Here is a 24,615-nt window from a genome sequence, read left to right as displayed (position 1 = left end):
GTCTTAGAGGATCAGTACAAGCGATAATCGGCATACTAGGGTGATTGTGGTTTTTGAAAAGAAAAAAATTGTAAGCTAACGTACGATTTTTTTCTTTTCGTGACGTGATCCCTACAGTAAGTATGAGCCTATAAAGGATACATGAAAGGACGATCTGTTGATGAAGCAGATATTGGAAGCCAACAATGCCATTCACTGCTGACCAAAAAGAGGAGTCTGGCCAACACCTCACTTACTGAAGTAGAGCGACAGATTTATTATGTAGCTCTCCACTCCAAATGTGGATCAGATCAGTACTTTTATATTCTTGGACGATTATCATGAGATTTGAAGGTTAGTCACCTACGGGTGGCTATTTTTTATGCTTACAAAATAGGGAGACATAGAGCAATGTAAGATCGATGATTTTTTATGATCTACAAAGGTAAGAACCAATACCGAAAGATGTGGTGTCACAAAATCTGTTTTGCTGGATCAAATAGGGGAATAAGAAAAAAGAAAGGTTGGTATTTCATGAAAAAACAAGTATTTCTAGCCCTAAGTATGTTCACTCTTGCTCTCTCGGCTACTTCCCCATTTTCCCATGTTTTTGCTCAAACAGTGAACGCAACAGCTATTCAGCAGAAAACCTTGAATCTGGATCAGGTGATTGCTGAAATCAATCAAAAACAACCAATTTCCACATACTCAGAAACTACCTTTACGTCTACTATCATTTTGCCCAATAATAACAAAGAAACATATACAATACAAAGTAAAATCTGGGATAATACGACAAAAAATGAGCTGCGTACAGAGGAATTTGATAAGGATAGGATAACTTATTACGTTAGTAAGGGAGGTAAGTCCAGGTCTTATAAGGCGGGGGATAAGGAAGCAGTGCTCTTCCCAGCAGGAGTAACAGCAATTGCTGATAATAAAATCAATCATACAAAACAAAAGCTGATAAGATTTAAGGAAGAAGCTATCCAAGCTGACAGTAAGATGACTTTTCATGTTGTAGAAGAATCATTCCTGAATCGACCGGTATATCATTTTTCTCGCAAACAAGAAAACGTTTTCCAGGGAAAGACTCGTGTCTACCTGACAGATTTGTGGGTTGATAAAAAAACGGGTTTTCTATTAAAGGAAACTATTAATGACAACAATGGAACACAGGCTTCAGAATATACAGTAACCAAAGTGAATTTTAATCCTACATTTAATGAAAAAGATTTTACGCTTGATTTACCTAAAGGAGTAAAACTAATAGATAGTAGTAAAAAGAAAAATTAATAGATTGTAGCTAAGCACCCAATTGCGGTGCTTTTTCTTATGTACTCCATACATTCGTCATAGGTACGAGGGACACGATAACAAACCAAATACAATCACTCCTTATCTTAATCTGATTGTTCTCGATATTATATTTAGCTGTATACTTTTTGGGTGATTATCCTTGCATAATTGGGTAAATACCTACCATACATAGCAAGGCCCAAGCACAGATGTTCACAGTGTCGCAGAAAGTGGGTGAGGTGAGTTTTTAAAAGTGTAGAAAGGTTTTGGGGGAGAGTGGGGTGTCAAAAACCTGCACAGTACCAACGCTAGACCGAGTGGAAGTCTGCTGTGAAAAAAGTTCTAAATGAATTTTCAAATGAAAGAGTACAAAAAAATGGCACATTTTTCAAAAGTGAGTTTTTATTTGTTGCCTGAAACTTTACATCATAACTATTTGTATATCGTAAAACTTGTAACTATTCCCATATGTTTCGTCATAATTTACATAGTCATACATATATGGTTCACTGGGAGGATTTTATGAAAAAAGTATTTTAGTAAGCCCGGAACCAAGGTAGAACTTTCCATGACGGTATTGATTACGTTGCTCCAAAAGGAACATCTATCGTTGTCGCAACCGTTTCCTGAATGTTTCCTTGCTTGTCGTAAATAATATACTCGCTGTACTTAAACATAACTCCTGTTTTAAAGAGTCATATCCATTTCTGAACGGACTGATGTAGCCAGGCCAATCCGTGAATTCCTGACTTGCTATTATTTTTCCAGTGGGGGATACAAGCGCGAAAAATGGGAATGGTTGACGCCCCCTAAACAGTGGGGTCGCATCCTAAATATTTCAAGATTATACTTTCTTTGTGTCTCACTTTTTTACTCGTTCCGCATGTCGTACAAGCAGAGTAACAGATCACCTCGATGAATGATGATATCCCGACAGAGAAGGAGATTTAGGTGCCACCTGGTTTGACAGAGCCATTCTTTGTTCCATTTATGAGACCGAGCTCATGGGGGATTCACCAGATTGTTTCATGGAGGGGACAATATCAGCAACAGCGACTAGTTTTACCCCCTATTTTAAAGTGAGATTATTTACTTGTTATTGAACTCCGAAATTATAGACTGATTCTCTTAAGCAAAATAGGAAACAAAAAAAGCGTGTAGCTTACTCCAATAAGGAGTAGCTACATACTCTTTTGTTTCGAACTTATTTTTTAGACATGAGGTTATTGACAATTTGATCTAGTTGGTTATTTAGGGCCATAGCATCTTTAAAGTACATGGATTGTACGTCATATTCGTAAATATGACCGGATTTAACTGAGGGGAGGTTCTTCCATATAGTTGTTTCAACGACTCGTTTTTTGCTAGCACCAGTATCACTCGTCGTCCCTACACTTGTATTGCGAACGCCAAGAAAAATATGATCAGCTTCTGTTAGATAATCTGGGATTGCTTCCAAAGAAACTTTAGCCCAGCCTGTTTCAAATACATCTGCTTCTACTTTGGCTGGTGCATGTAAACCTAATTCATCATAAAGAATATCTCCGCCACGTCCATAGGTTTTTCCATAAATAAATATATCTTTATCAGAAATTTCGACAATGGCGACTTGTTCGTTTGGATTTACTTTTTGAAAGAGTTCTTTTTTCTTCTCAGCAATTTTTTTGTCAAAGGTGGTTAGCCAATCCTTAGCTTCTGCTTCCTTATTAAGGATTTTACCCATCTCGATCAATCGATCGCGGTAAGTAGATTTGCCATACGGAATGAAAACGGTAGAAGCAATCTTAGAAAGTTGTTCATAAGATTCCTCTTGATAGGTGAGGATGAGATCTGGCTTTAAACCGATAATGGTTTCCATAGAAACACCTTGCTTATCCCCAACCTTTACAACACCATCTAGATGCCCTTTGTAGTAGGGGGTATCAAACACCCAGCCAGCAGCTCCTACGGGTTTAATCCCTAGTGCTAGTACATCACCAACATAATCCTGAACACCTACCACAACACGTTGTGGATGGGCGGGTATAGTAATATCTCCTTTTTCTGTTTTATAGATTCTGGTTTCTGCTTGTTTCTCTTGTGTTGTTTCTTTTTGTTCAATAGGAGAAGCATTATTTCCACAGGCGCTTAACACCAGCGCAAAGAATAGGAAAATGCCCCCTTTTGTACGTATTCTTTTCAGCAAATTCATGGATGTAACCTCCTAAAATGATAGCAGTAAGCTTCTTATTACTCTAAATAAATAATGAAAATGATTATCATTACTGATTATGCAATTAATAAAATACTACGTAGCCTGCATGAAGTCAAGCCGCATCAGGCAGAGTGAGGAAATAATACGGAACAATAGATAATTGATAACGTCCTACAATGTCCTGTTTTTTAACAATAAACTCACTCCTTCCTGCTTTATTCATACACTAACAAAAAAGCGTGTAGACCTTCGTACCTTACGGTACTTTGTCTACACGCTGAGCTAACTTATAAAATAAGTTAGCTTTTTACGATATGCTTTTAGGGAATTTTGTCTTGTTATTAATACATCATATCTGGAATTTTCAGGTCGTATTTTTTATTGAAATATTGAATGACAAGACAAAAGTATGATTTTAATCAGCTATTTTTTCAATCGTAGGTGCGATTGCTATTGGTGGAATTGACAAAGTCCATGCTTTTGCAAATACATTCAATTTTTCTCCTAGAACGTAATGGTCACCAGTAGATACAGGGACTCTTAATATTTTGTTTTGAGAAGCTAAATCCCACCAATTATCTTTATAGGAAAGTGCTTCTTCTTTTGTAGAAGTATTTGCCACAACCATGTATATATTATCAATAGAAATGACATAGCCAGTGAAAGGCTGTTGTTCCTCTTTCTCAACAGAAGAGATAGAAGTATGCTGTAATGATGATTGATTTGAATCCGCAAGAGCTGGTGTTACTCCCATCGTAAATCCAAAACCTAATGTAAGAGTGGTTACTGCTGTTATTACTTTGTTTTTTGAAAATAACATAATCACATTTCCTCCCTTTATTTTATCCGTACATAGTAGGGGTTCTATTTTTACATAGCAAAACCTTTGTATATTCAAATAATTAACAAATATGTCAAAAATTAAATTAAAAATTAGCTTGGTTGGATTTATCTGAAGAGAATCCATGAGGATAAGAAACTGATTGAGAAACTGATCATGGAAGAGGACGAGCTAGCCGAGTTTTGTTGCAGGATATTTGACTCTCGACAGTATGACTATGCGCTTACCAAGTAGCTGGTGGAAAGCAACGAAAGAAGATCGAGGCGTGATTGAATCCGGATGGAGAGGGGGGATAATTTTGATAGAACATGTAGGAGGAAACGGGTGTTTCAAATATTGTGGTCAAATTGTCCGGTTTATATTGAGACTATGAAATATGCCCGTTTATTCTGGAAATAAGTCCAACACGGAGTTATTGCGTTTAATTTGTACTACAGAAGGTTTGTATTTACGTTAAATTTTTTGTATACCTCGCTAAAGCTAGGAGATGGTACAGATGTGAATCGTCCACCAACGCATGGTAGAGCTTTGGCTTATTAAAAAACAAGGGAACTAACTGATTCAGAAATGATAGAAATGAGTCATTGCCTACGTGCAAACGCCGCGCTCTTTAGCTGGACGTATTAGTATCCTTTGGTTTTGATCAGTTGAGTATTTCCCACAACCTCAAACCCTAATCTTGTGTAATAGTTACATACCCTCTTATTGGAAGGATTTGTTTCTAGTTGAAGGGCAACGATATTATCCATTTTCTCTATATAATTAAGAAAATAAGTACCTATCCCTCTACCTCTGGAATCTTCTTTAACGTATAACTCATCTATGAATAGAATGTTTCCACCAAACTCGTTACTCCAAAAGAAAACCAGTATTGAATATCCAATAATCTCGTTGTTGTGTAATAAAATGAATATCCGAATCTTTTGTGGATTTTTTTTACACTCGTTAATAGTAGAGTTTACTTTCGTACGGGTCATTGGTTGACCTTCAAGATCCTCGCTATAGAGGGATTTTACCATTTCAAGAAATTCATTATAGTCAGCATCCAAATAATCTCTTACCTTTATATCCATTACTATATCACCTGTCTATTTATAAAAAAATTGTGACACTACGCTGGTACTATCCTTAATCAATAAGTCTGGCTGACATGCTTATTTATGGATCTGATTAAAAATATACTGTTGCATTTTGTCGGCCAGGTCAATCGCACTCGTGTCTTTATCATTTTTTAAAGTCCAGTTCATAAGCACCATAGCATTTGCCACATATAGTTGGGCTAGATAATCAATCGAGACGGTTGGTGTGGTCAGTTCTTTTTTCAGATAAGAAAAGCAGGCATTGTATAAAATCGTCTCAAATTCTACACGTAAATCTGCTAAAGACACGTGCACGTTTAACAGTGTAGCGATCTCGGTTTTATTTGCTGATGTCTGATCTATAATCATTTCAATGACTTCAGCCACATTACCTTGGTCCATGGATTCAAAGCGCAGGGCAATTTCTTTTTTAAAAGAGCTGGCATGCTTTTTTACTATTTTTTCCAAAAGATCATACTTGTCTACAAAATGACTGTAAAAAGTAGATTTGCTGGTTAAAGAGCAGGTGCAAATATCTTTTATCGTAATTTGACTGAAATCTTTTTCATTCAGCAGATTGATTAGTGCTTCTGAAATGCTTTTTTTGGTTTTATATACGCGAACATCTACTTCCATATAATCAATACCCTTCTACATGTCTCTTTTCGAACCAATGGTATATACATCGTTCGATTTCCTACGTCTTGTACTTTCTTGCTTATTGTTAGACCGGATAAATCCCTTTACCATGGTTTTGTAATCAATTGAAGGAGGGATACGATGTTTAAACAATATGTTGCCAATGAACAATTTAACTTGCAAATTAATCGTTTTTTAAATGACGATTATCAGGAAGATGAACGGGCAAACAGTGATTTGAAAGGCATTGTTCCAAGACTGACAGATACAGAAGGCTGGTTTGAAGCTTGGCTGGAATATGCCGTTATGCGCGATGAACAGCAGGATTATGATCTTGCTTCTGTCTATTATCAAGCTGCCGAATTTTATCTAGCTCCGTCAGATCCCAACAAAGAGAAAATGTATCAAAAATATCGCGAGACTTTCTATAAAGGTTTTCATGATTTTGTCTATGAATCCTATCAAATTCCCTATGATAATTCCTATCTTCCAGCGATTAAATTACTTACACCAGGTGCCGATAAAACCTTGCTGGTATTTGGTGGCTATGATTCCTATATGGAAGAAATAGTAAAGATGATGAATTTCATCAGAGGGATTAATTATCATATTATTGTCTTTGATGGTCCTGGACAAGGGACAGCGCTAAAAAATGGTTTGAAATTCATTCATAACTGGGAAAAACCGGTTTCTGCAGTAATTGATTACTTTAAACTTGACCGTGTTAGTATTATGGGAGCTTCATGGGGCGGTTATTTGGCGATGCGTGCTGCTGCTTTTGAAAAACGGATTGACAAAGTGATTGCATTTAATATTTTCTACAGCGGTCTTGATGCGCTAAAAATTCGGATGCCGGAGGATGTTTGGAATAAACTGACTTCTCTTTTGGCTGCGAATGAAGCTGATAAAGTCAATGCAATGATTCAAAAAATGATGGCCTCCAATATTGACTTAAACTGGAAGGTTACAAAAGGCATGGAAAATACGGGTGAGAAAACACCATTTACGTTGATTAAAAATCTTGAGAAACATACAATGTCTGGGATCAGTCAGTTTATCAACCAGGATGTATTGCTGCTAGCTGGAGAGGATGATCAGTACGTTCCAATCAGTCGTCTGCCGCAAATCCAGCATGAACTCTGCAATGCAGGGTCAATTACTACAAAAGTCTTTACCAAAGAAACGGGCGGTGAACAACACTGTCAGGCTGGTCATCGTGATTTGGCTTTTCATGAAATAAAAAAAATTCTGTAAATGTTATCTCTAGCGTTGCGTATCAAGCTGAAAAACAAGAATTTGTTAATGAATTAGTCAAAAAGGCAAAAAACTGGGCTTTAAAAAGAAATTCTTATTGAAGTAGCGGGTGCAAGAATAATAAAAGGGAAGAATATAGTAAACATGACTAATAAGTTCTTCCCTTTATTTTTCGAGCATTTCAGATTCTAGGTATTGATAACCCACGCAAAGACATTTTTGAGGCAGAAGTTTGATTGGCAGGATGCTTTAACGTTGTATAAATACAATCTCCTTACACTAACCCTTGATAAGGCAGGCTATATGCTACAATCTTGTATTCTACAGATTTTTTTTCGAATAAATATTTGATGAAATGTACATTGATACGAAACCAATTAATAACGCAATACCTAAAGGAAGCCAATCCATAATTATTTCAGGGATTAATTCAAAAAATGAATAATCAAAGGATAGGTTTGACGATTGCATCCATTTTAAAACAGTAGGAAGTACAAAAGGTGTTAAAAAAATTGTGAAGAATGAAATATATCTTGTTTTCTCATAACCTAGATGAATTTGAATTGGTATTAATATTCCAAAGAAAATAGAAACGACCAATAATGCTATGCCGATGTTTAAAGGAGTTAACCGTTCTAAGCCAACGGATGATCCAATTACAGTTGCTAGGTTATATAACAAAAAACAGCCCATAAAGATCAAAAGAACAAATAGGTATTTTCCTTTAATGATACCATTTCTTGTATAAGGGGTTGTACATAGAAGTGCTGCACCTTTATATTTCTCTTCTGACATTGAAACCATATTAAATAAAATAAATTCTGCGAATATCACAGTAATAAGAAAGCTTACAAAACTACCGCCACTAAATTCTAACTTCGAATAGAGATAGATTGGACCTATAACTGCAAAAAGTAGCATGGGTATCATATATTTTTTGGCAAGAATTAAATCCTTTTTTACAAGATTAATAACCATTTCCATTCCCTCCTATATAGGCTAACATTATTTTTTCAATCGATGGTCTCTCTATAATGACATCTTTCATTTGTTCTAGGATCACCTCCTGTTTATCTGTGATACCCTCAAACCCATATGCTGTTTGATGCAACCTTAAGAATAATTTTTCAGTATGTTGATTAATGAATTGATTGTCGCCTTTTATTAAAGCATGACGGTCTAATAATTCATCTTTACTTTCATTTAATATAATTCGACCATTATCAATGAGGATAAGAACATCAGCAATTTTATCTAAATCAGAAGTTATATGAGTTGAAAAAAATACACTTTTTCCTTCCTCATTCATAAATTCTGACAGTATCTCCATTAACTCACTTCGAACAAGTGGATCTAGGCCACTTGTTGGTTCGTCCATTATTAATAAATCAGCATGATGAGAAAGAGCTAACGTAATGGCAAACTTCATGCGCATACCTTTTGATAAATGGGAAATTTTTTGATCCAATCTTAAATCAAATCGATTGATGTTTTTTGAAAATACGGATTCATCCCAGTTACTATAAGCAGGTGCGATTATACTTTTCATTTCTAGTAATGTCATTTCTTCATAGAAATAACCTTCATCCAATACGACACCTATCTGATTTTTTATTTCTTGTTCATGTTTTTCTAACTCTTTTCCCTTGAAACGTATATTCCCAGAATCCTTTCTATAGAGCCCGAGTATCGTTTTAATAGTGCTCGTTTTCCCAGATCCATTAGTACCAATAAAACCAGTAATACAATCTTCCTTTAAAGAAAAATTGATATTATCTAAACGAAAGCTACCTAATTTTTTATGTAAATGCTTCACTTCTAAAACATTCTTCATTGTTCATCATCCTCTTCAAAAAGTATATCCATCATTAAATAGAGTTCTTCTCTCTGAATACCTAGGTTTTTAGCCATTTGCCATACTTCTGATAATTTTTTTTCTACTAAGTGCTTTTTAGTCTCCATTAATATATCTACATTTTCTGATGCTACGAAGGATCCTCTACCTGCTTTCGTAACAACAAATCCCTCTTTTTCTAACTCCTCATACACCCTTTTTGTTGTGAGTACGCTAACCTTAAGATCATTTGCTAATGAACGAATAGAAGGTAGCTGTTCTCCTGCCTTTAATTCTTCACGAAGAATTGCTGATTTAATTTGGTCCTTTATTTGCTGATATAATGGTTGGCCTGAATTATTCTTAATAATAATTTTCATGATATGTACCCCTCGTTATTCTAACTGTATATTATATTAATACACAGTATGCACAGAGTCAACAAACAATACACTCTTAAAGAATCAATCACATCAGCAAATTTTTGAACCATACAAGTAGTCGAAACGTTGAATAGTTATATACCAAATTCAATACAATTATTGTACGATGAAGTAAACAAAATGAAAGTGAGCTGAAAGCCGATGATGTGGTCACCATTATTTGAAAACGATGTACCTGAAGTTATTCTTCCTTAACGGTGGAATAACTACATCTCCGTTAAGGACAGGAATTGTCTATATAAAACGGAGGGTACAAAATGAAAAACACCTTATTAGGTTCTTTATATTTATCACTCGCTGCTAGTATTTGGGGCGGGATGTACGTTGTGGTAAAAGTTGTGGTAGACTTTGTACCACCACTTGAATTAGTTTGGTTTCGCTATGTAATTGCCATTTTTGCATTGCTAATGATTGGCGTTATAACAAAACAATCATGGCGTATTAAAAAACGAGACTGGCTATTAATTTTCATCATTGGGCTTATTGGAAATACAATTTCTATCGTAACCCAAGAAGTTGGTACGATGCTTTCTACTGCACAAATGGGTGCCATTATCACTTCAACGACACCTGCATTTATGGTGCTATTTGCGCGTATTATTTTAAAAGAAAAAATCACCTATAAAAAGGCAATTTCTATTATTTTAGCAACACTCGGTGTCTGTATTATTGTTGGAAATGCGCATATCGATTCGTCTCATCAACTTGGAGGTGTATCACTCTTTATTGCAGCACTGACATGGTCACTTATGTCTGTTCTGATTAAACGTGTACCGGAGCAATATTCACAAATTGTCGTAACGAGCTATGCTATTCTTGTTGCAATTGCTTTACTGACACCTTTTACAATTGGTCGGCTAGCTAAGCTCGATTTTCAAGCTATGATGCATCCATCTATTTGGGGCGGTCTTTTATACTTGGGAGTTATTTCGACAGCATGTGCCTTTTTACTGTGGAATCGTGGATTACAAATGCTCAATGCTTCAAGTGGCGGATTATTTTTCTTTTTCCAACCAATAGTCGGTACCTTTTTAGGCTGGTTATTACTAGGTGAACAAATTGGCTTCTCTTTTTGGATAGGTACCACATTAATCTTTATTGGTGTACTATTAGTCATTCGAGAAGAATAAACATCAGGAAAAAAGCTGATTGGTGTCATTTGCCGATCAGCTTTTAACATATAACGAACTTTTCTGCCATTAGGTTTAAATTTAAAGCATTTTTTATATGTTAAGTGACTTTATTGTAAAGTTTACAACTTTAGTGATCTTTAACATTATGATTAAAACAGGAGAGCTGACCAAATCGGAAATGACAGAAATGAACCAGTGTCTTAGTGGCGGGTTGATGAAAAGGATCAGAAATAGGCTTGCCAAAATTGTGGTTCAGGTGAACTATATTCTGCTTAACACATAATGTATAAGCGAGAGGTAAGCTGAGGAAGTGCTACTTTATAAGTTGTAAAAAGGAAACCACAACAGATGGGGGGATTCATTAAAAATACAGACGGTGGCGTGGAGATTTCAGCGTAGGTGTAAGCGTATGACAAACATAAAATGAGTCTAGATTCTTTTAAAACACCAGACTTCACAAATCATTATAAAAGAAAAAGGGGCCATCGAGATTTCTCGACAGCCTTCACAGAGTAGTGACTGATTGTTTTGTATGTTAGGCAAGCTTTTCAATTACTATTGAGGCACTTACAACTAAAGGACCTGCACCTGATACACTATTTTGTATTGTAGTACCCCCATCAATGTTACGTAAGGTAAGAATATCGCCTGCTGCAAAAGTTGTGATAACTTGCCCACTGTAAGTTTGGTTACCTGAACCAGATCCAAAATTTGAGCCTGGTATTTGTGCTGCGCCATTGAATAAAGCAAATGCGGAAGTACCCTGTTGAGGAAATACCTCATAAGTAATGAGGTAAGTACCTGCTTGATTTATCGTGATGGGGGCAGTGCCTGGAATGTGGGTAACAAAACCTGGAGGCGTGATGTTTCCATTTGTATTAAAAGTGACCGCAGCATTTGCTGCTAAGGTTTGCGCTGTTGTATCATATATATTTGCGAAACCTGAAATACCTGCACCGGTAGAACCAGTAGAACCAGTAGCGCCAGTAGCGCCAGTAGCGCCAGTAGCGCCAGTAGCGCCGGTAGCGCCAGTAGCACCAGCACCGCCAGCACCGCCAGTAGCACCGGTAGCGCCAGTAGCGCCGGTAGCACCAGTAGCGCCGGTAGCGCCAGTAACCGTAGGTACATTGATTTTAATTTTATTCTTTACTTTGCACTTGCATTCTTTAGTCCCACAGCTTGAACAACGTGTTCTCTTACATCTGCATTTTCTATGTCCGCATTCCCGACAGACTTCATGATGACTCAAAATGACATTCCTCCTTTAAACAATGGTTTATATATTAATATGGTTACGGAATAATGTTGATTGGACTATTTATGCACAATTATTACTTGTAAGAAGAGCGGAAACAGTATGAAATGACAAGTGGATCAGAATTATAAATCCTCGTAAGGATATTGTTGAGTTGATCATGTGTAAAGATCCCGAAATAAGACCCTAGTTCAAGAAACAATAAAAAACGGAAATGATTGTCAGATTATACAGGCTCCAACCAAAAGCAAAAATTTACCTTCTACTTCCATACAACGCTGTAATTCGTGTGATATATAACCATTCATAGATGAGATAATTTCAGATGCTATTCGAAATGTTTTTTCGAATTCCTGTTCCATTCCTGATTTAACTTATAGCAGTGAACGATTACATTACAAAGCCGTTTGAAGGAATCGAATTGATCGCAAGGATTGAAAATGCATTAAGGCAAGTATCGCTTCTGTTGCTTTCGATCACCATTATGCTAAGCAAATGGATCATCAAGCCGATAAACAGGTTGATCCAATCGACCCAACGAATCGCGGGTGGACATTTATGCCGATTACTTGCGGACCACGCGCTACGATGAAGAGATTTTTATCAATTCACTAAGCTATATTTACGAAGAGGGAAAGCGTCTGGAAAAGTTAGCGATTAATCTCATGGATTTAATTGTTTTAAGAAAAGAAGATTTTTCTACAAAGCCGGGAAACGCAAATGACCTGTTGACCGAAATGAAAATCTCTTTTGTGCCCAACTTAGAAGGAAAGGGAATCCGATTAGAAATAGAGGCAGAGAATATCAGTATTTTCGATGGATAAAGATCTGCTAAAAATATTGCTGACAAACCTGATTGATAATGCCATTAAGGCATCAAGGACTGGTGATGTCATTTTTGTGCGTGCCTACAAAAATGCTGCTGCCAATGTCATCCTACAGATTCAGGATCAGGGCGTGGGAATTTCACAAGAGGACTTGCCAAAGGTATTTGAGCCATTTTTTGTGGCAGATAAGTCCAGAGCAAAAGAGCCCCTTTCATATTGAAAAGGGACTGACAACTGACAACCAAATTGGCATTGACGTTCATTTCATTATTTTTTTATGGACGAGTTTTTATAAAAAAGCTCAATCATTTTCTACTTCTTGAACGAACACAACTTGAATTAAATAACCAAAGGGTTATAATTTTTGAAATAGCCAAAAAAGGGGAGGTAGGATTCGTTCGATGAAAAAATATTTAATATTTGGAGCTAGCAAAGGTTTAGGAGACGCATTTGTCAAAGGTTTACCCAATTCTGGAGATCAGGTATGGATTGTCTCCAGAAGCAGACCCAATAGTTTAGACATAGATGACGGAGTTCAGCGAATATGGCTGGAAGTAGATTTATCGCAGCAAAATAAAATAAACATGATTACGGAAACCCTCCAAAATGAAAGAATAGATGTGCTTATATATAATGTTGGAGTTTGGGAAAAAGAGGGGTTTGAAGATCATTATGACTTCGAACATGACGATCCAGAAGATATTGCTACTATAATTAATATAAACATAACATCCACAATCACCTATATTCAAGCCTTGTTACCAAATCTAAGAAAGTCCGAAAGCGGTAAAATAGTCTTGATTGGATCAACTGCTGGGTTAGATAATACAAATAATTCTCAGGTATCTTTCGTGACTTCTAAATTCGGGCTACGTGGTATAACAAATGCTTTGCGAGAACATGTTAGGAAAGATGGAATTGCTGTTACTTGCATCAATCCAGGTGAACTAGCGGCGGAAATCCCATATGAGGCTGGTGCTGAGAAAGCCATTGCTGAATATAACGGCACACGAATACCAGTTCAAGATATTGTCTCTCTAGTCAAATGTGTTGTGAGCTTGTCAAAAGTTTCTTGTGTCAAAGAGATTCATGTACCAGCCATAACAGATCTAAATGCTTGACGTACATATAACACTGTAATGAAGGACTAAATTAGTCTAGCGTTTTTTTAGATAAAAAACTCTCTCTTTGGATGATTATCCAAGAAATAAAGTAGCAGTACTTTTTCAAACAGTGACAATATTCTCGTTCAGAAAAAAGGTAATAACCTGAATATAAGGTAAAATTCTATGAACCGATAGTAGGCTCGGTAGCCAAATAAATCAATAATTACATCGAATCTCTTATAATTATGATTCGACAAGATCATTAGAATACTGATGTACTTCTGTAATGAAACAAAAACCAGTCCAAAACACGAAAAAAAAGCGTTAGACTGGTTTTTGAATGTTTGATTATTGAACTATTTTCCAGAACAAGTTGTAAATATCATTTCTTGTTACTCAATTAGTAATCTGAAGTTTTTATCTCCAATTGAAACTGTCTCCATGCCTATTTCTTTAGCATATCTGACATCTGAAAGTAATATGTTGTTCTGCAATACATGATTAAAACGCTCCAGCGCTTCTTTCAACTGGGCATCGACATCAAGCGTAAGGATCACGCGTTTATCAATCGGTAGATCCATTTTTTTGCGGAAATCTTGAATCACGCGAATGACTTCACGTACAGTCCCTTCCTGTTCTAGTTCTTCCGTTATTGTCGTATTCAAAGCAACATTGATTTGGTAACCAGAAGCGGAAGCGAAGCCTTGCTTACCATGTTTTTCCACAAGAAGCTCATCAAGTGTAATACGGAGGGTTTCGTCTAATAGAGTGACATCTAAGAAGCCGCTGTCCACAGCTTGTTTTGTCTCGGCTGTAGAGAGCTGCTTTAAATGATTTTGAATCGGTCCGACGAGTTTTCCGTATTTTTTTCCGGCAGCTTTTAAATTCAGTTTAAAGTGATAGGTAGTGAAGCTGCTATCACTCTGCTCTACTCGAATTTCTTTTACGTTTATTTCATCTTTAATGATGTTTTCAAACCTGCTCATGCTAAACGGACGATCTATGGAGACGATAAGCTCCGACAGAGGCTGGCGGGTCTTTACACCGGTTTCGTTTCGGATATTTCGAGCAAGCTCAACGATTTGATGGGCGGTTTTCATGTCGCTTTCAAGAGTTTTGCCGATAGCTACTGTGTTCGCCTTCGGATAATCTGTCAGATGTACGCTTCCCTCGCCGTCAAGATTACTATAGATGTCCTCAGCAATGAGCGGGGCATACGGCGCAATCATTCGGGCCAATGTTAAAAGTACTTCGTGTAGTGTTTGGTATGCGGATACCTTATCGTCCGTCATCCCGCTGCTCCAAAAACGATTACGTGAGCGACGGATATACCAATTACTCAATTCGTCGACGAATGTTTCAATGTGCTTCGCCGGATTCATAAAGTCGTATGTTTCAAGTCCTTTTTCGACGTTTTGCAGAGTGGAATTCAACCTCGAAAGGACCCATTGGTCTAACTGGTTTACAACCATTTGCTGTGGATAGTCCTCAGGCTTGTATTGATCGATCGTCGCATAGAGTGAATAAAAAGCATGTGTGTTATGAATCGTATCAATCACTTTAAACTTCGCATCGGCTACAATCCGTTTTGAAAATCGCTTGCTACTCCACGGAGCACTGTCAGAAAGCAGGGCCCAGCGGAATGCATCTGCTCCAAATTCTTCGATGACTTCCCAGGGGTCAATGCCATTTCCTTTGCTCTTGGACATCTTTTGACCGTTTTCATCCAGCACGTGTCCAGTTGAAATTACCGCTTTGTATGGGGATTTTCCGTTATAAAGTGTAGATACCGCAAGCAAGCTGAAGAACCAGCCTCTCGTTTGGTCGATACCTTCGGAGATGATGTCAGCAGGATACTGCTCGTGGAATCGTTTCTCGTCACCAAAGGGATGGTGGTACTGGGCAAACGGCATCGAGCCGCTGTCAAACCATACATCAATCACTTCGGGTGTTCTTTCCATTGTGCCGCCGCACGAGCACCGTAATTTTACATCATCCACAAACGGTCTATGCAGTTCCAAGTTCTCATCAATTTTCTCTACCGATTTTTCACGTAATTCGTTCAAGCTTCCTGGGGCATACTCGGACCCGCAATCTTTACAAAGCCAGATATTAAGCGGAGTTCCCCAGTAGCGGTTTCGGCTGATATTCCAATCGACGAGCTCTTCTAAGAATTTTCCGAAACGTCCTTCGCGTAAATGGGAAGGGTACCAATCGATTTTACTGTTGTTTTCGATTAGCTGATCTTTAATCGCTGTTGTTTTAATGAACCAGCTTTCCATGGCATAGTAGAGAAGAGGAGATTTACAGCGCCAGCAAAAAGGATAGCTATGCTCATAACGTTCTTTGGAGAACAACAGATTTCGATGCGACAAGTTTCTTACAATATCGACATCGCAATCTTTGACGAAGCGATCAGCATAATCTGTGACTTGATCCGTGTATCGTCCAGCCAGATTTACTACATTGACGAAATCTAATCCGTGCTGACGACTTGTGCGATAATCATCTTCTCCGTGAGCAGGTGCCGTATGAACGATACCGGTACCACTTGTATCACTAACATAGTCAGCATCTACGACGATATGCCCTTTTTTCACACTGATATAACCAAAAGGTGGCTCATAAGCTGTTCCTACGAATTCCGAGCCTTTGTGAGTAGACAAGATCTCGTATTCCTCTTTGAACACTTTTTCTACAAGATTTTTTGCAACCACGTATACTTCATCATTTTGTTTAACGCGCGCATAGTCGATATCTTTATTGATTGCTAAAGCTACATTGGCTGGAAGTGTCCATGGCGTTGTTGTCCACGCTAGAAAAATTTCATCCCCATTTTTGCTTTTGAATTTCACAGTGGCACTCAGGTCTTTAACGTCTTCATAACCCTGCGCTACTTCATGTGAACTTAACGTTGTTTGGCAGTCAGGACAATATGGACTGACACGGTGACCTTTATACAATAGTTCTTTTTTATGGATTTCGGACAAGATGTGCCAGACACTTTCGATATAATTATTGGTTAGTGTGACGTAAGGGTCGTCCATATCTGTCCAATAGGCAATTCCTTCTGTAAGTTCGCGCCATTGCTTTTCATATTCGAACACACTACTTTTGCACTGTTCCACGAACTTAGCTACTCCGTAATCTTCAATCTCCGGTTTTCCCGATATGCCCAACTGCTTTTGCACGCCAAGCTCTACTGGGAGGCCATGAGTGTCCCATCCGGCTTTGCGGACGACTCTGTACCCAGACATCGTTTTATAACGGCCGATGAAATCCTTAATGACGCGTCCGAGTACATGACCGATATGAGGCTGCCCATTGGCAGTAGGAGGACCTTCATAAAATACAAAGTTCGGCTTGCCTACCCGATTATCAATTGATTTTCGAAACGTATCGTCTTGTTTCCATTGATTCAAGACCCGCAATTCTCTATCCCTGGCTTTTTCTTTTACATCCACTTTTCTCATGTCTTCCATCCCTTCTCTATCTAGATAACGATTGGGGTAATGCCAAGAAAAACAAAAAAATCCCGCCCCCTAAGGGACGAGATTTCATCTCGCGATACCACCCTTGTTCCGAAATAATCATGAAAAAATGATCTCTCGGCACCTCATACTACGTACCATCATACGCGTCCCTTTTAACGGCGGGATCCCGGGGTAGCTTACTCACTATCTTCAGCGCTCCTTCTCGGAGAGGATTTTCGGCTAAGTCTTGAACGTTGGCTTTCAGCACTAGGCCAACTCTCTGGGGAACAAGGGAATAGCTTACTCTTTCTCGTCAATGAATTTACTCAAATCATTCTGTTACATTCTTTTTACACCTCTTTCAACAAAATGTCAAATAGATTAACTCCGTCATTCATTTTTCGTAAAAAGGAAATTACCGGTTATACGGCAGAAATGGCAACAAGAAGTATGCACTACGATGTAGCTGGTTGAAAGCGAAAAAAAGATGGAGGCGTGATTATATTTGCATGTATTCCTTCACGAGGGGGGAGAGTTCCTCATTTAAACAGGGTGAATATAAAAGAAGCTCTCCTTCATTATGTAGGAGAGCTTTCCAAGGCCTATCTTCTATGAACTTTATACAATACTTCATCTTCTCCATCGAGAAGCAATTTGACATAAGCACCGTTAAACTGGGAATCAGCTCTCATGTACCAAGTTTGATTATAGGGATTCTTATAAACCTCGAAATGAGAGTTACCTGATATAACCACATACGAAATATTGCGCATAGAATACAAAGGTACTGGTGGTCCACCTGGCACTACAAAAAGATTACCGGTTTTCATTTGTGCTTTAACAACCGGCTGTGCTTGTGCAGAATCTAATGTAGCCGCAGAGGCGGAACCAACGCCCATTCCACTTGCAAGTCCTAACGCTAGGGCACCAACAACAAATTTTTTAAACATTTGCCTCAACTCCCTAAAAAATATTTTTTGTTACGACATAGTTTGTCGATTCCTTTCCGTACAGGAAATCGGCTTTTTTAGCTAGTTTTTTATAAAAGTGCAAGAATCTCTTTTTTTGTCCGTCAATTGGTTGTCTATGTTTGACACAACCTAATGAATGAAGGAGGAACTATAAGATGAAAAATTCTTATTATGCAGGAATAGTAGCATTTTTACTCGCAACCAGTGCTCTGGTTCAGACATCTGTATGTGCCGAGGAATGAGCTCCAAAACCACTTCCAATAACAAATGGAGAAAAACGAACACCTGTCGATTACGACTATAAAGTAAACATGAAAGATTTGAATAAACCAGTTGTCGAAAAGGTAATAAAACAAGTAGAGAGCCTCTATCCACAAATAAAAACGTTTGTTCCTAATGGTGCTAGTAGAAATGATCCACTTACCAACGAAATGTTCTTGAGAAATCCAACTGTTAAACAAGATAGCATACAGATAAAGTAATTTCCAAAAGAGACGGTAACCGATCCTGATACCGGGATAACATCGGTAAACGAATATAGCTTTACATATTGTGTTATCTTTCAAAAGAAGCAAGCGAAGCATCTCAATGAATATTCTATGGATATGCAAATGGATGGGTATGGTAATTTCAAAACACTAAAAGTATTTCCTCAGCAACAAGTTATTCGTTAATAGTCTTTGATTTATGTCAAGCTTTGCTAATCGATGCTTTAGATTGACGAGAGAAGTCACCTTTGGTGCAAACGATTGGCGAGTTAGTCAAGCGTCAGCTAAATATCACCCTTTTAATCAAACTAGCTATGGGTTATACTTACGCTTGAAGGGACGTTTAGAATTTCTAATGGATAATGTTAGGTCAGCTGTAGCTGCTATCCTTACTAGTAGGGAAGCGTTTCGTACCATCAGGTCGGGAATTAAATTCATAAAATTTAAAAAATAATTCATGCATGCACATTGAGATATTCTTCAAGTGCATCAAGCCATTATTGCGGTTTCAAAAAGAGTTCCAAGGCCAATTTTATGATTTTCTAATCAGGTCATATAACGATTGTCTTCCTATGTTACATCTACTGGAATGGCAAGATGGACAAAGCATCGATCCTCGACGGGTGGGTGGGAACTTATAAATCAGCTTGATGACGCGAGGATACAATCGAGAATAGGTGAAGAAACGTGAGAAAATTTTATTTCATTGGTACATAGGAGAAGGTTGTATGTCTAACAGAAGGAAATGTGGTTCAAAACAAAAAACAAAAGAAATGGTTAAAGATTTTGAGCAAAAAACGATAGAGTTTGTCCGTTCAGAATCCAGCGGTTATTACATTGAAAGCTTCCATACCTGCGCTAACAGGAGGCTGTACAGCAAATACTCACAAAAAAGTACACCGTGCGTCATCTTCATTGCCGGATTAGGCGATAGCTGCGAGACATGGAACGAGGTCCAAGACCGGATATCGCAGGAAACGTCAACTTTTTCCTATGACAGAGCGGGTGTCGGCAGGAGCCAAGGAGCGCTAGGACCCCGGACTTGTCATCATCTGGTCGAGGAGCTTTGTGAACTGTTGCTGGCACTTGACGTGGAACCGCCTTATATCTTAGTGGGACATTCTTTTGGTGGTTTAATCGCCAGACTGTATGCAAGTCTTTATCCACAGCTCATTTCTGGCATGGTTCTGGTTGACTCTGCGCCCGAATATAAAGAACTCGAGTATGAAAAAGTGTTGCCAGAAAAGTTAGTTGCAGAGAATAGGGAATATTTCGATAATCCTATGCTAAATAGTGAGAAGATTGATAAGGCACAGAGCTATAAGCAAATCGTTGATCATTGTCGACAAAGTAACATTCCTCTTTCAATTATTACGAGAGGATTACCGGATATGGATGACGGGGAGTGGCCATGTCAGGAAATACTAGAAATGGAGCAAAGGCTGCAAGTCGATTTCCAGCGGCTGTCAACGTCTAGTAAGCACCGGATTGCCAGTTATAGCGGGCATTATATTCATCATGATGAACCAGAAATTGTGATAGAGGAAATTATGGTAATGTTGAAGGAGATGAGAAAGTGAACGATACAAGGACGAAGTTCATGATGGATCTGCATAGAATTGAGGAGGAGAAATATCAGATGAGATATAAAACGGTGTAAATAAAGATACTGCACTTATGTTGAAAAGATAAGCCTTTTCGGTTTTTTTATTGGCGCCATATTAATAAATTCATTGAAATTTATTCGAGGTTGTCCATATCGTCTTCATTCTTCTTTACATAGAATGTAGCATGCTTTCGGAAAGAAGGTGAAAACATGGGAAGCTATGTGTAGTGTATTGACCACAATATTTTTTTGCGCTAAAATTTGATTGATCGTTCAAATTAAAAATTAAACGTTCAATCAAAGATGGAAGGAGTGCTTTTATATGAGCAGCAACAGTGGAGAAGAGAAACAATCTTTCATCGCTGAAGCAAGACGTGAACAAATTATTGAAGCAGCGATCAAAACTCTTGATGAAATCGGATATGTAAAAGCTAGCCTTTCCCAGATTGCACAAAGGGCAGGTATAAGTACGGCGTTAATCTCTTATCATTTCTCAGATAAAAATGATTTGATGAATCATTTGCTAACGAAACTTTTAGATAGCTCTACTTCATATATTTTGGAGAAAGTAAGGAAGGAAGATACACCTAAGAGAAAATTGGATACATTTATAGGAGCAAGCTTAGCTTATCAAGGTTCACATCCTACGCGTAATTCGGCTCTATTAGAAATTATCTTTAATGCCAGAACGCCTGATAACATTCCCTACTACAAATTAGGTGATGATGATGAAGATCAAATCATGTATGAGCTTCAACAAATATTACGAGATGGTCAGGAAAAAGGGGAATTTGGAGCGTTTCATGTAGAGGTCATGGCTAACACGATCCAAGGCGCTATTGGAGAGTATATGGGAAATGCTGCTATAACCAAAAAGGTTGATCTAGAAACATATACTAATGAACTCATAGATATTGTTGGTAAAGCAACAAAAGGTATGATTGAATGATATCATACCTTTTAATGAATTATTCATTTGCTTCTAAAGTCATGTAGAAACGTAAAAAATGGAATCCAATCGATCATAAACAAGAAGGTGAAAATAGATGACACCATCTAAATTATCATTACATCAACCAAAAACAGTCGTAGGATATTCCAAAATAACGGGAATCATTCTGTACGGAGGATTCGGAATAGTAGGAACTATCCTTGGTTTTTTTCTTCCACGAATAGCAGCATGGGCTGTAACACTTCCTTGGGTCCCATTTCAAGGACCTCTAAAACTCATCAATTCACTACAGGGACCATGGGTAGCTATCATTATGGCAGTTTTGGGCTTACTAGCTGGTCTAGTGCTTGCTTATATAGCCGTTAAAGAAAGTCTCATCATAACGATTACCGATCAAGAAGTACAATTGGAAAAGGATGAGAATACGCATACGATAGCATTAAAAGATATTGATATGGTGTTCCTTGATGGAAAACAGATTGTGCTCCTCGGGAAATCAGGATTTGAACTTGTACGGGAGAAAAATGATCAATCAGCTATACAAGTGAGCAATGCTTTCAAGAAGCATGGTTATCCCTGGTCATCAGAAGGAGACCCGTTTAAAGATGAGTATCGACGCTGGGTGCAAGATATTCCAGATATATCACCAGCTGCTAATGCGTTAATGAAGGCCCGAGAGATTGCATTGCAAGAGAAAGAAGAGGAAGATATAAAAGACCTTCGGCGTGAACTTGCAAAGCTCGGATACATCGTACGTGAGGAAGGAACACGTCAATATTGGCGAAAAATATAAAGACATAAAAAACGAGTGAGAGCTTCTATCTCTTTATTCATGTACTAAGCTCAACTAAAGACCCGTTTTAATTATTTCAGCGGAAAAAGAAAGATAGAGTGTAGAGGATGGTCGTATTGGGATAAGTACTCCAAAGATAGAAAGGAATATTTGTCCTGTTTTTTGTAAGATTTGGTATTATATAAGCTACTATAGCTATCAGTTAACCATTTCGACTATTAAATAAAATACACCCCTTCAGTTAGCATGGGAAAAACCTTTTGGGTTTACCGATGAACGATAGGGGTGCATTCTTACAGAAGTCTGAACGGAGGAGGAAACTCTCTAAGGCTTAGATATAGAAAAGCATTTTGGATTCTATCAATTGTTATTAGAATCTAATTTAGTCTTTAATGTTTTTAGGTATTCAAATATTTCTTCGTTGCTTAATTTTTGTATCGTTTCAATATGCCCATACATTGTTTTTACATCTTCTAACCAAGTAGTAAATTCTGTATTTTCTTTGCTATTCGTTAATAATGTGTTTAGGATAGTAGCATCATGTTCATTTACATGACTGACATTATCAACAATTGCTTTAAAATATTCTAGCGTTTGTTCTTCATTCTTTTCATTCGATTTTTTTAATAGTCGGTCTAGATCAGATAAAGACTCATCTAAATCAATCAATTTTTCCACTATATTATCTTGCTCTTCTTTCAAACCCTGCTTTTCCAGCTCTTTTGCCACCGTATTGATATTTTCTGCAAGATCACTTGGAAGTAATGTTGCTTCCACTAGTAAATTTGTTTGTTTAACTCCAGATTTTTTCGTGTATTCATACGTATTAATTTTATCAATCCTGTAAGAAGAGCCTTTATCTATGATTAGTTCGGATTCTCCTTGGTAGGTAGCAAGGTCTCCGAAAATATAAGCAGCATGTGTTCCTTCTGGTATATTCACTTTAAATAAAACTGTTTTCGCATCAAACGATTCACTAAAGTGGTTCGCTACTGAAGTACTAAGAAAGGCTTTCTCTTCTCGAATTGAACCTTCTAGCTCATTCTTCAATTTCTTTACAACATTTTGGTCTTTAAAATTAGTCGTTATGTCAATTCCTAGCGCATCTTTCCCTACTTTTCTATACACAGTTCCTGCTTCTGAAATGGGGGATTTGGCTAATGCTTTTGACATGTCTCTTACTTCTTTTATCTTGTCTACAGGCAGATTATCCTCTCGTAATCCTTTATTGATCGTTTTATAATTTTGAGTGGTATATAATTGGATGGCTGCTTTTTGCTCAGGTTTGAGCTTCTGACTATATTGCTTAAACATTTCCCTATACCACTTGTCAGCTGCTGATACATCTTCTTTGAAGTCTTTTCGTTCTGTTTTTTGTGTTTCATTTGAACTCTTATTTATTTCCTCAAATCCTTTTTTGCTCATGTCATCCATGTACCTAAACATTTCCGGTGAATAAGCTTTTAACACAGGTTTATAACTAGGTTCATAATAATACGCAAAGGCCTGTGCAAACACCTCTCGAAATTCATTGATATGTTCTTTCACATATGTGGTATCATACTCACCTTCATGAGTAGGTAGATGTGAAAGGAGTAACGCGCTTGCATCTTCGTCTGCTTTTGCTTGATGTAGCGCATCTAAAAACGCTTCATTTGCAAAGGTACTTTCACCTAACGTGTCACGAGCGATTGCTTTTCCTACCTCATAATATACCTCTTTACTTTTGCTGTGGCTTTCCGAATACTCTTCTGTATGGATAATCAGAGCTGGGTTTTTACCACCTATTGAAAAGACAAAATGAGAATCGAAGGAAACTTCATTTCCTTCGCTATCTTTTATTTGTTTATCTTTTTCACTGATATCCCGGAGAGTAGGATTTTCTGCAATACTTTTATCTGTCAGATGAATTTTTCCTCCCACCTTTTCATACATCTCCAATACTTCAGGTGAAAGTTTTTTTAGTAGTTCTTGGGTATCTTGTAATCGTTGTTTTTCCTCACTGTTAACCTCTGTTGTTACAATTCCTTTTATAATTTCTTTCATTCTTTCTTCTCTGGATTTTTTCTCTCGTTCTTTCTTTTCTTTATCTTCTTTCTCTTTTTTTTCTTTATCCTCTTTCTTTTTATCTTCTACATCATGTATTCCATTTGCCGCATGAGTAATATAGGAAAACGCTGGAGAAGTGGCTGTTAAAGCCAACAGCATCGTAGTTGTACTCAGGACTTTCAGCATTTTATTTCTGTGTTGCATCTAAATTCCTCCTTACAGGTAGTAAATCCTAGAAGATAGTAGGGTCTAAATAGACAGCGAAAAATAGATCATCGTCTGTCCGTGTACTCGACAGTAGAAGAAAAACAACCCTCTTTTTTAGTACATCTAATATGTGATTACTATGTAAAAGAGGGCTGTTTTTGACATCTATGGTATAGAGAGAGGTTAATTTATC

General features: G+C 37.5%; 22 protein-coding genes, 1 pseudogene and 1 other annotated feature. Of the genes and pseudogenes, 11 read left to right on the top strand and 12 right to left on the bottom strand.

What is annotated here, in order from left to right; genetic code table 11:
• Positions 1 to 141 precede the first annotated feature (141 nt).
• Positions 142 to 324: a hypothetical protein gene (locus ACQV1I_RS16275; RefSeq protein WP_141213077.1), complete on the top strand. Its 183-nt coding sequence runs from the start codon at positions 142 to 144 to the stop codon at positions 322 to 324.
• A 189-nt stretch (positions 325 to 513) separates the two neighbouring features.
• On the top strand, positions 514 to 1,275 hold the full coding sequence (locus ACQV1I_RS16270) for a LolA family protein (protein ID WP_094701854.1): 762 nt from the start codon (positions 514 to 516) through the stop codon (positions 1,273 to 1,275).
• Between the two features lie 1,207 nt (positions 1,276 to 2,482).
• Here the strand turns inward: ACQV1I_RS16270 and ACQV1I_RS16265 are convergent.
• Positions 2,483 to 3,469, bottom strand: a complete 987-nt coding sequence (locus tag ACQV1I_RS16265) for an iron-hydroxamate ABC transporter substrate-binding protein (RefSeq protein ID WP_116333293.1) — start codon at positions 3,467 to 3,469, stop codon at positions 2,483 to 2,485.
• 418 nt (positions 3,470 to 3,887) lie between these two features.
• Positions 3,888 to 4,292 carry a DUF3221 domain-containing protein gene (locus ACQV1I_RS16260; RefSeq protein WP_018674162.1) on the bottom strand — a complete coding sequence of 135 codons (405 nt, stop codon included), beginning with the start codon at positions 4,290 to 4,292 and terminating at the stop codon, positions 3,888 to 3,890.
• Between the two features lie 177 nt (positions 4,293 to 4,469).
• On the opposite strand from ACQV1I_RS16260, the pseudogene ACQV1I_RS16255 reads away from it, so the two are divergent.
• A pseudogene (locus ACQV1I_RS16255) lies at positions 4,470 to 4,596 on the top strand (YolD-like family protein); the annotation flags it as partial.
• A gap of 340 nt (positions 4,597 to 4,936) precedes the next feature.
• Here ACQV1I_RS16255 and ACQV1I_RS16250 read toward each other — a convergent pair.
• Positions 4,937 to 5,386, bottom strand: a complete 450-nt coding sequence (locus ACQV1I_RS16250; protein WP_116333292.1) for a GNAT family N-acetyltransferase — start codon at positions 5,384 to 5,386, stop codon at positions 4,937 to 4,939.
• Between the two features lie 81 nt (positions 5,387 to 5,467).
• Positions 5,468 to 6,028 carry a TetR/AcrR family transcriptional regulator gene (locus tag ACQV1I_RS16245; RefSeq protein ID WP_094701851.1) on the bottom strand — a complete coding sequence of 187 codons (561 nt, stop codon included), beginning with the start codon at positions 6,026 to 6,028 and terminating at the stop codon, positions 5,468 to 5,470.
• A 144-nt stretch (positions 6,029 to 6,172) separates the two neighbouring features.
• Here ACQV1I_RS16245 and ACQV1I_RS16240 point away from each other — a divergent pair, with 144 nt between their 5' ends.
• On the top strand, positions 6,173 to 7,285 hold the full coding sequence (locus ACQV1I_RS16240) for an alpha/beta fold hydrolase (RefSeq protein WP_116333291.1): 1,113 nt from the start codon (positions 6,173 to 6,175) through the stop codon (positions 7,283 to 7,285).
• A gap of 321 nt (positions 7,286 to 7,606) precedes the next feature.
• Here ACQV1I_RS16240 and ACQV1I_RS16235 read toward each other — a convergent pair whose 3' ends face one another.
• The 3 genes from ACQV1I_RS16235 to ACQV1I_RS16225 are packed head-to-tail and all read right to left on the bottom strand — an operon-like array spanning position 7,607 to position 9,499.
• On the bottom strand, positions 7,607 to 8,263 hold the full coding sequence (locus ACQV1I_RS16235; RefSeq protein ID WP_094701849.1) for an ABC-2 transporter permease: 657 nt from the start codon (positions 8,261 to 8,263) through the stop codon (positions 7,607 to 7,609).
• Entirely contained in the window at positions 8,253 to 9,119 is an 867-nt protein-coding gene (locus ACQV1I_RS16230) for an ABC transporter ATP-binding protein (protein WP_094701848.1), read from the bottom strand. The genes ACQV1I_RS16235 and ACQV1I_RS16230 overlap by 11 nt, the downstream gene beginning before the upstream one ends.
• A complete protein-coding gene (locus tag ACQV1I_RS16225; protein ID WP_116333290.1) occupies positions 9,116 to 9,499 on the bottom strand; it encodes a GntR family transcriptional regulator in 384 nt (127 codons plus the stop codon). Before ACQV1I_RS16225 ends, ACQV1I_RS16230 begins: the two co-directional genes overlap by 4 nt.
• A gap of 320 nt (positions 9,500 to 9,819) precedes the next feature.
• On the opposite strand from ACQV1I_RS16225, the gene ACQV1I_RS16220 reads away from it, so the two are divergent.
• The gene (locus tag ACQV1I_RS16220; RefSeq protein ID WP_116333289.1) at positions 9,820 to 10,692 is read left to right on the top strand and encodes a DMT family transporter; all 873 of its coding nucleotides are present in this window, start codon (positions 9,820 to 9,822) and stop codon (positions 10,690 to 10,692) included.
• A 538-nt stretch (positions 10,693 to 11,230) separates the two neighbouring features.
• On the opposite strand, the gene ACQV1I_RS16215 is transcribed toward ACQV1I_RS16220, so the two are convergent.
• Both ACQV1I_RS16215 and ACQV1I_RS16210 read right to left on the bottom strand, forming a co-directional pair.
• A complete protein-coding gene (locus ACQV1I_RS16215; RefSeq protein ID WP_116333288.1) occupies positions 11,231 to 11,944 on the bottom strand; it encodes a hypothetical protein in 714 nt (237 codons plus the stop codon).
• 227 nt (positions 11,945 to 12,171) lie between these two features.
• Positions 12,172 to 12,312 (bottom strand): antibiotic biosynthesis monooxygenase family protein, encoded by a 141-nt coding sequence (locus ACQV1I_RS16210; protein ID WP_376786032.1) that lies wholly within the window; start codon positions 12,310 to 12,312, stop codon positions 12,172 to 12,174.
• A 186-nt stretch (positions 12,313 to 12,498) separates the two neighbouring features.
• Here ACQV1I_RS16210 and ACQV1I_RS16205 point away from each other — a divergent pair, with 186 nt between their 5' ends.
• The 3 genes from ACQV1I_RS16205 (at position 12,499) to ACQV1I_RS16195 (ending at position 13,898) form a co-directional block, all read left to right on the top strand.
• A complete protein-coding gene (locus ACQV1I_RS16205) occupies positions 12,499 to 12,774 on the top strand; it encodes a hypothetical protein (protein ID WP_201747387.1) in 276 nt (91 codons plus the stop codon).
• Positions 12,767 to 12,997: an ATP-binding protein gene (locus tag ACQV1I_RS16200; protein ID WP_094701843.1), complete on the top strand. Its 231-nt coding sequence runs from the start codon at positions 12,767 to 12,769 to the stop codon at positions 12,995 to 12,997. Before ACQV1I_RS16205 ends, ACQV1I_RS16200 begins: the two co-directional genes overlap by 8 nt.
• 181 nt (positions 12,998 to 13,178) lie before the next feature.
• Positions 13,179 to 13,898, top strand: coding sequence for an SDR family NAD(P)-dependent oxidoreductase (locus ACQV1I_RS16195; RefSeq protein ID WP_116333286.1), 720 nt, complete (start codon positions 13,179 to 13,181; stop codon positions 13,896 to 13,898).
• 377 nt (positions 13,899 to 14,275) lie between these two features.
• Here the strand turns inward: ACQV1I_RS16195 and ileS are convergent, their stop codons facing one another.
• Both ileS and ACQV1I_RS16185 read right to left on the bottom strand, forming a co-directional pair.
• The gene (gene ileS, locus ACQV1I_RS16190) at positions 14,276 to 17,356 is read right to left on the bottom strand and encodes an isoleucine--tRNA ligase (protein ID WP_116333285.1); all 3,081 of its coding nucleotides are present in this window, start codon (positions 17,354 to 17,356) and stop codon (positions 14,276 to 14,278) included.
• Positions 17,357 to 17,425: 69 nt separating this feature from the next.
• Positions 17,426 to 17,682: a binding site (T-box leader), on the bottom strand.
• 276 nt (positions 17,683 to 17,958) lie between these two features.
• Positions 17,959 to 18,306 carry a hypothetical protein gene (locus ACQV1I_RS16185; protein ID WP_104150178.1) on the bottom strand — a complete coding sequence of 116 codons (348 nt, stop codon included), beginning with the start codon at positions 18,304 to 18,306 and terminating at the stop codon, positions 17,959 to 17,961.
• A 1,237-nt stretch (positions 18,307 to 19,543) separates the two neighbouring features.
• Here ACQV1I_RS16185 and ACQV1I_RS16180 point away from each other — a divergent pair.
• From ACQV1I_RS16180 to ACQV1I_RS16170, 3 genes are all read left to right on the top strand, one after another.
• On the top strand, positions 19,544 to 20,395 hold the full coding sequence (locus tag ACQV1I_RS16180; RefSeq protein WP_236645701.1) for an alpha/beta fold hydrolase: 852 nt from the start codon (positions 19,544 to 19,546) through the stop codon (positions 20,393 to 20,395).
• A 348-nt stretch (positions 20,396 to 20,743) separates the two neighbouring features.
• On the top strand, positions 20,744 to 21,370 hold the full coding sequence (locus tag ACQV1I_RS16175) for a TetR/AcrR family transcriptional regulator (RefSeq protein ID WP_116333284.1): 627 nt from the start codon (positions 20,744 to 20,746) through the stop codon (positions 21,368 to 21,370).
• 97 nt (positions 21,371 to 21,467) lie between these two features.
• Positions 21,468 to 22,166 carry a YqeB family protein gene (locus ACQV1I_RS16170; RefSeq protein ID WP_116333283.1) on the top strand — a complete coding sequence of 233 codons (699 nt, stop codon included), beginning with the start codon at positions 21,468 to 21,470 and terminating at the stop codon, positions 22,164 to 22,166.
• A 360-nt stretch (positions 22,167 to 22,526) separates the two neighbouring features.
• Here the strand turns inward: ACQV1I_RS16170 and ACQV1I_RS16165 are convergent, their stop codons facing one another.
• Positions 22,527 to 24,419: an ADP-ribosyltransferase gene (locus ACQV1I_RS16165; protein WP_116333282.1), complete on the bottom strand. Its 1,893-nt coding sequence runs from the start codon at positions 24,417 to 24,419 to the stop codon at positions 22,527 to 22,529.
• Positions 24,420 to 24,615 lie beyond the last annotated feature (196 nt).

The organism is Brevibacillus sp. JB24b, from assembly GCF_051713385.1.
Classification (GTDB): domain Bacteria; phylum Bacillota; class Bacilli; order Brevibacillales; family Brevibacillaceae; genus Brevibacillus_B; species Brevibacillus_B laterosporus.
This window is presented reverse-complemented; position numbering and strand designations above follow the sequence as displayed.

What these genes read in the sequence shown, in the direction of transcription:
- ACQV1I_RS16195 (WP_116333286.1), top strand. Translation starts at nt 13,179, where the DNA reads ATGAAAAAATATTTAATATTTGGAGCTAGCAAAGGTTTAGGAGACGCA.
- ileS (WP_116333285.1), bottom strand. Translation starts at nt 17,356, where the DNA reads ATGAGAAAAGTGGATGTAAAAGAAAAAGCCAGGGATAGAGAATTGCGG.
- ACQV1I_RS16235 (WP_094701849.1), bottom strand. Translation starts at nt 8,263, where the DNA reads ATGGTTATTAATCTTGTAAAAAAGGATTTAATTCTTGCCAAAAAATAT.
- ACQV1I_RS16175 (WP_116333284.1), top strand. Translation starts at nt 20,744, where the DNA reads ATGAGCAGCAACAGTGGAGAAGAGAAACAATCTTTCATCGCTGAAGCA.
- ACQV1I_RS16230 (WP_094701848.1), bottom strand. Translation starts at nt 9,119, where the DNA reads ATGAAGAATGTTTTAGAAGTGAAGCATTTACATAAAAAATTAGGTAGC.
- ACQV1I_RS16240 (WP_116333291.1), top strand. Translation starts at nt 6,173, where the DNA reads ATGTTTAAACAATATGTTGCCAATGAACAATTTAACTTGCAAATTAAT.
- ACQV1I_RS16185 (WP_104150178.1), bottom strand. Translation starts at nt 18,306, where the DNA reads ATGTTTAAAAAATTTGTTGTTGGTGCCCTAGCGTTAGGACTTGCAAGT.
- ACQV1I_RS16270 (WP_094701854.1), top strand. Translation starts at nt 514, where the DNA reads ATGAAAAAACAAGTATTTCTAGCCCTAAGTATGTTCACTCTTGCTCTC.
- ACQV1I_RS16210 (WP_376786032.1), bottom strand. Translation starts at nt 12,312, where the DNA reads ATGGAACAGGAATTCGAAAAAACATTTCGAATAGCATCTGAAATTATC.
- ACQV1I_RS16275 (WP_141213077.1), top strand. Translation starts at nt 142, where the DNA reads ATGAAAGGACGATCTGTTGATGAAGCAGATATTGGAAGCCAACAATGC.
- ACQV1I_RS16200 (WP_094701843.1), top strand. Translation starts at nt 12,767, where the DNA reads ATGGATAAAGATCTGCTAAAAATATTGCTGACAAACCTGATTGATAAT.
- ACQV1I_RS16170 (WP_116333283.1), top strand. Translation starts at nt 21,468, where the DNA reads ATGACACCATCTAAATTATCATTACATCAACCAAAAACAGTCGTAGGA.
- ACQV1I_RS16165 (WP_116333282.1), bottom strand. Translation starts at nt 24,419, where the DNA reads ATGCAACACAGAAATAAAATGCTGAAAGTCCTGAGTACAACTACGATG.
- ACQV1I_RS16225 (WP_116333290.1), bottom strand. Translation starts at nt 9,499, where the DNA reads ATGAAAATTATTATTAAGAATAATTCAGGCCAACCATTATATCAGCAA.
- ACQV1I_RS16180 (WP_236645701.1), top strand. Translation starts at nt 19,544, where the DNA reads ATGTCTAACAGAAGGAAATGTGGTTCAAAACAAAAAACAAAAGAAATG.
- ACQV1I_RS16260 (WP_018674162.1), bottom strand. Translation starts at nt 4,292, where the DNA reads ATGTTATTTTCAAAAAACAAAGTAATAACAGCAGTAACCACTCTTACA.
- ACQV1I_RS16245 (WP_094701851.1), bottom strand. Translation starts at nt 6,028, where the DNA reads ATGGAAGTAGATGTTCGCGTATATAAAACCAAAAAAAGCATTTCAGAA.
- ACQV1I_RS16250 (WP_116333292.1), bottom strand. Translation starts at nt 5,386, where the DNA reads ATGGATATAAAGGTAAGAGATTATTTGGATGCTGACTATAATGAATTT.
- ACQV1I_RS16220 (WP_116333289.1), top strand. Translation starts at nt 9,820, where the DNA reads ATGAAAAACACCTTATTAGGTTCTTTATATTTATCACTCGCTGCTAGT.
- ACQV1I_RS16265 (WP_116333293.1), bottom strand. Translation starts at nt 3,469, where the DNA reads ATGAATTTGCTGAAAAGAATACGTACAAAAGGGGGCATTTTCCTATTC.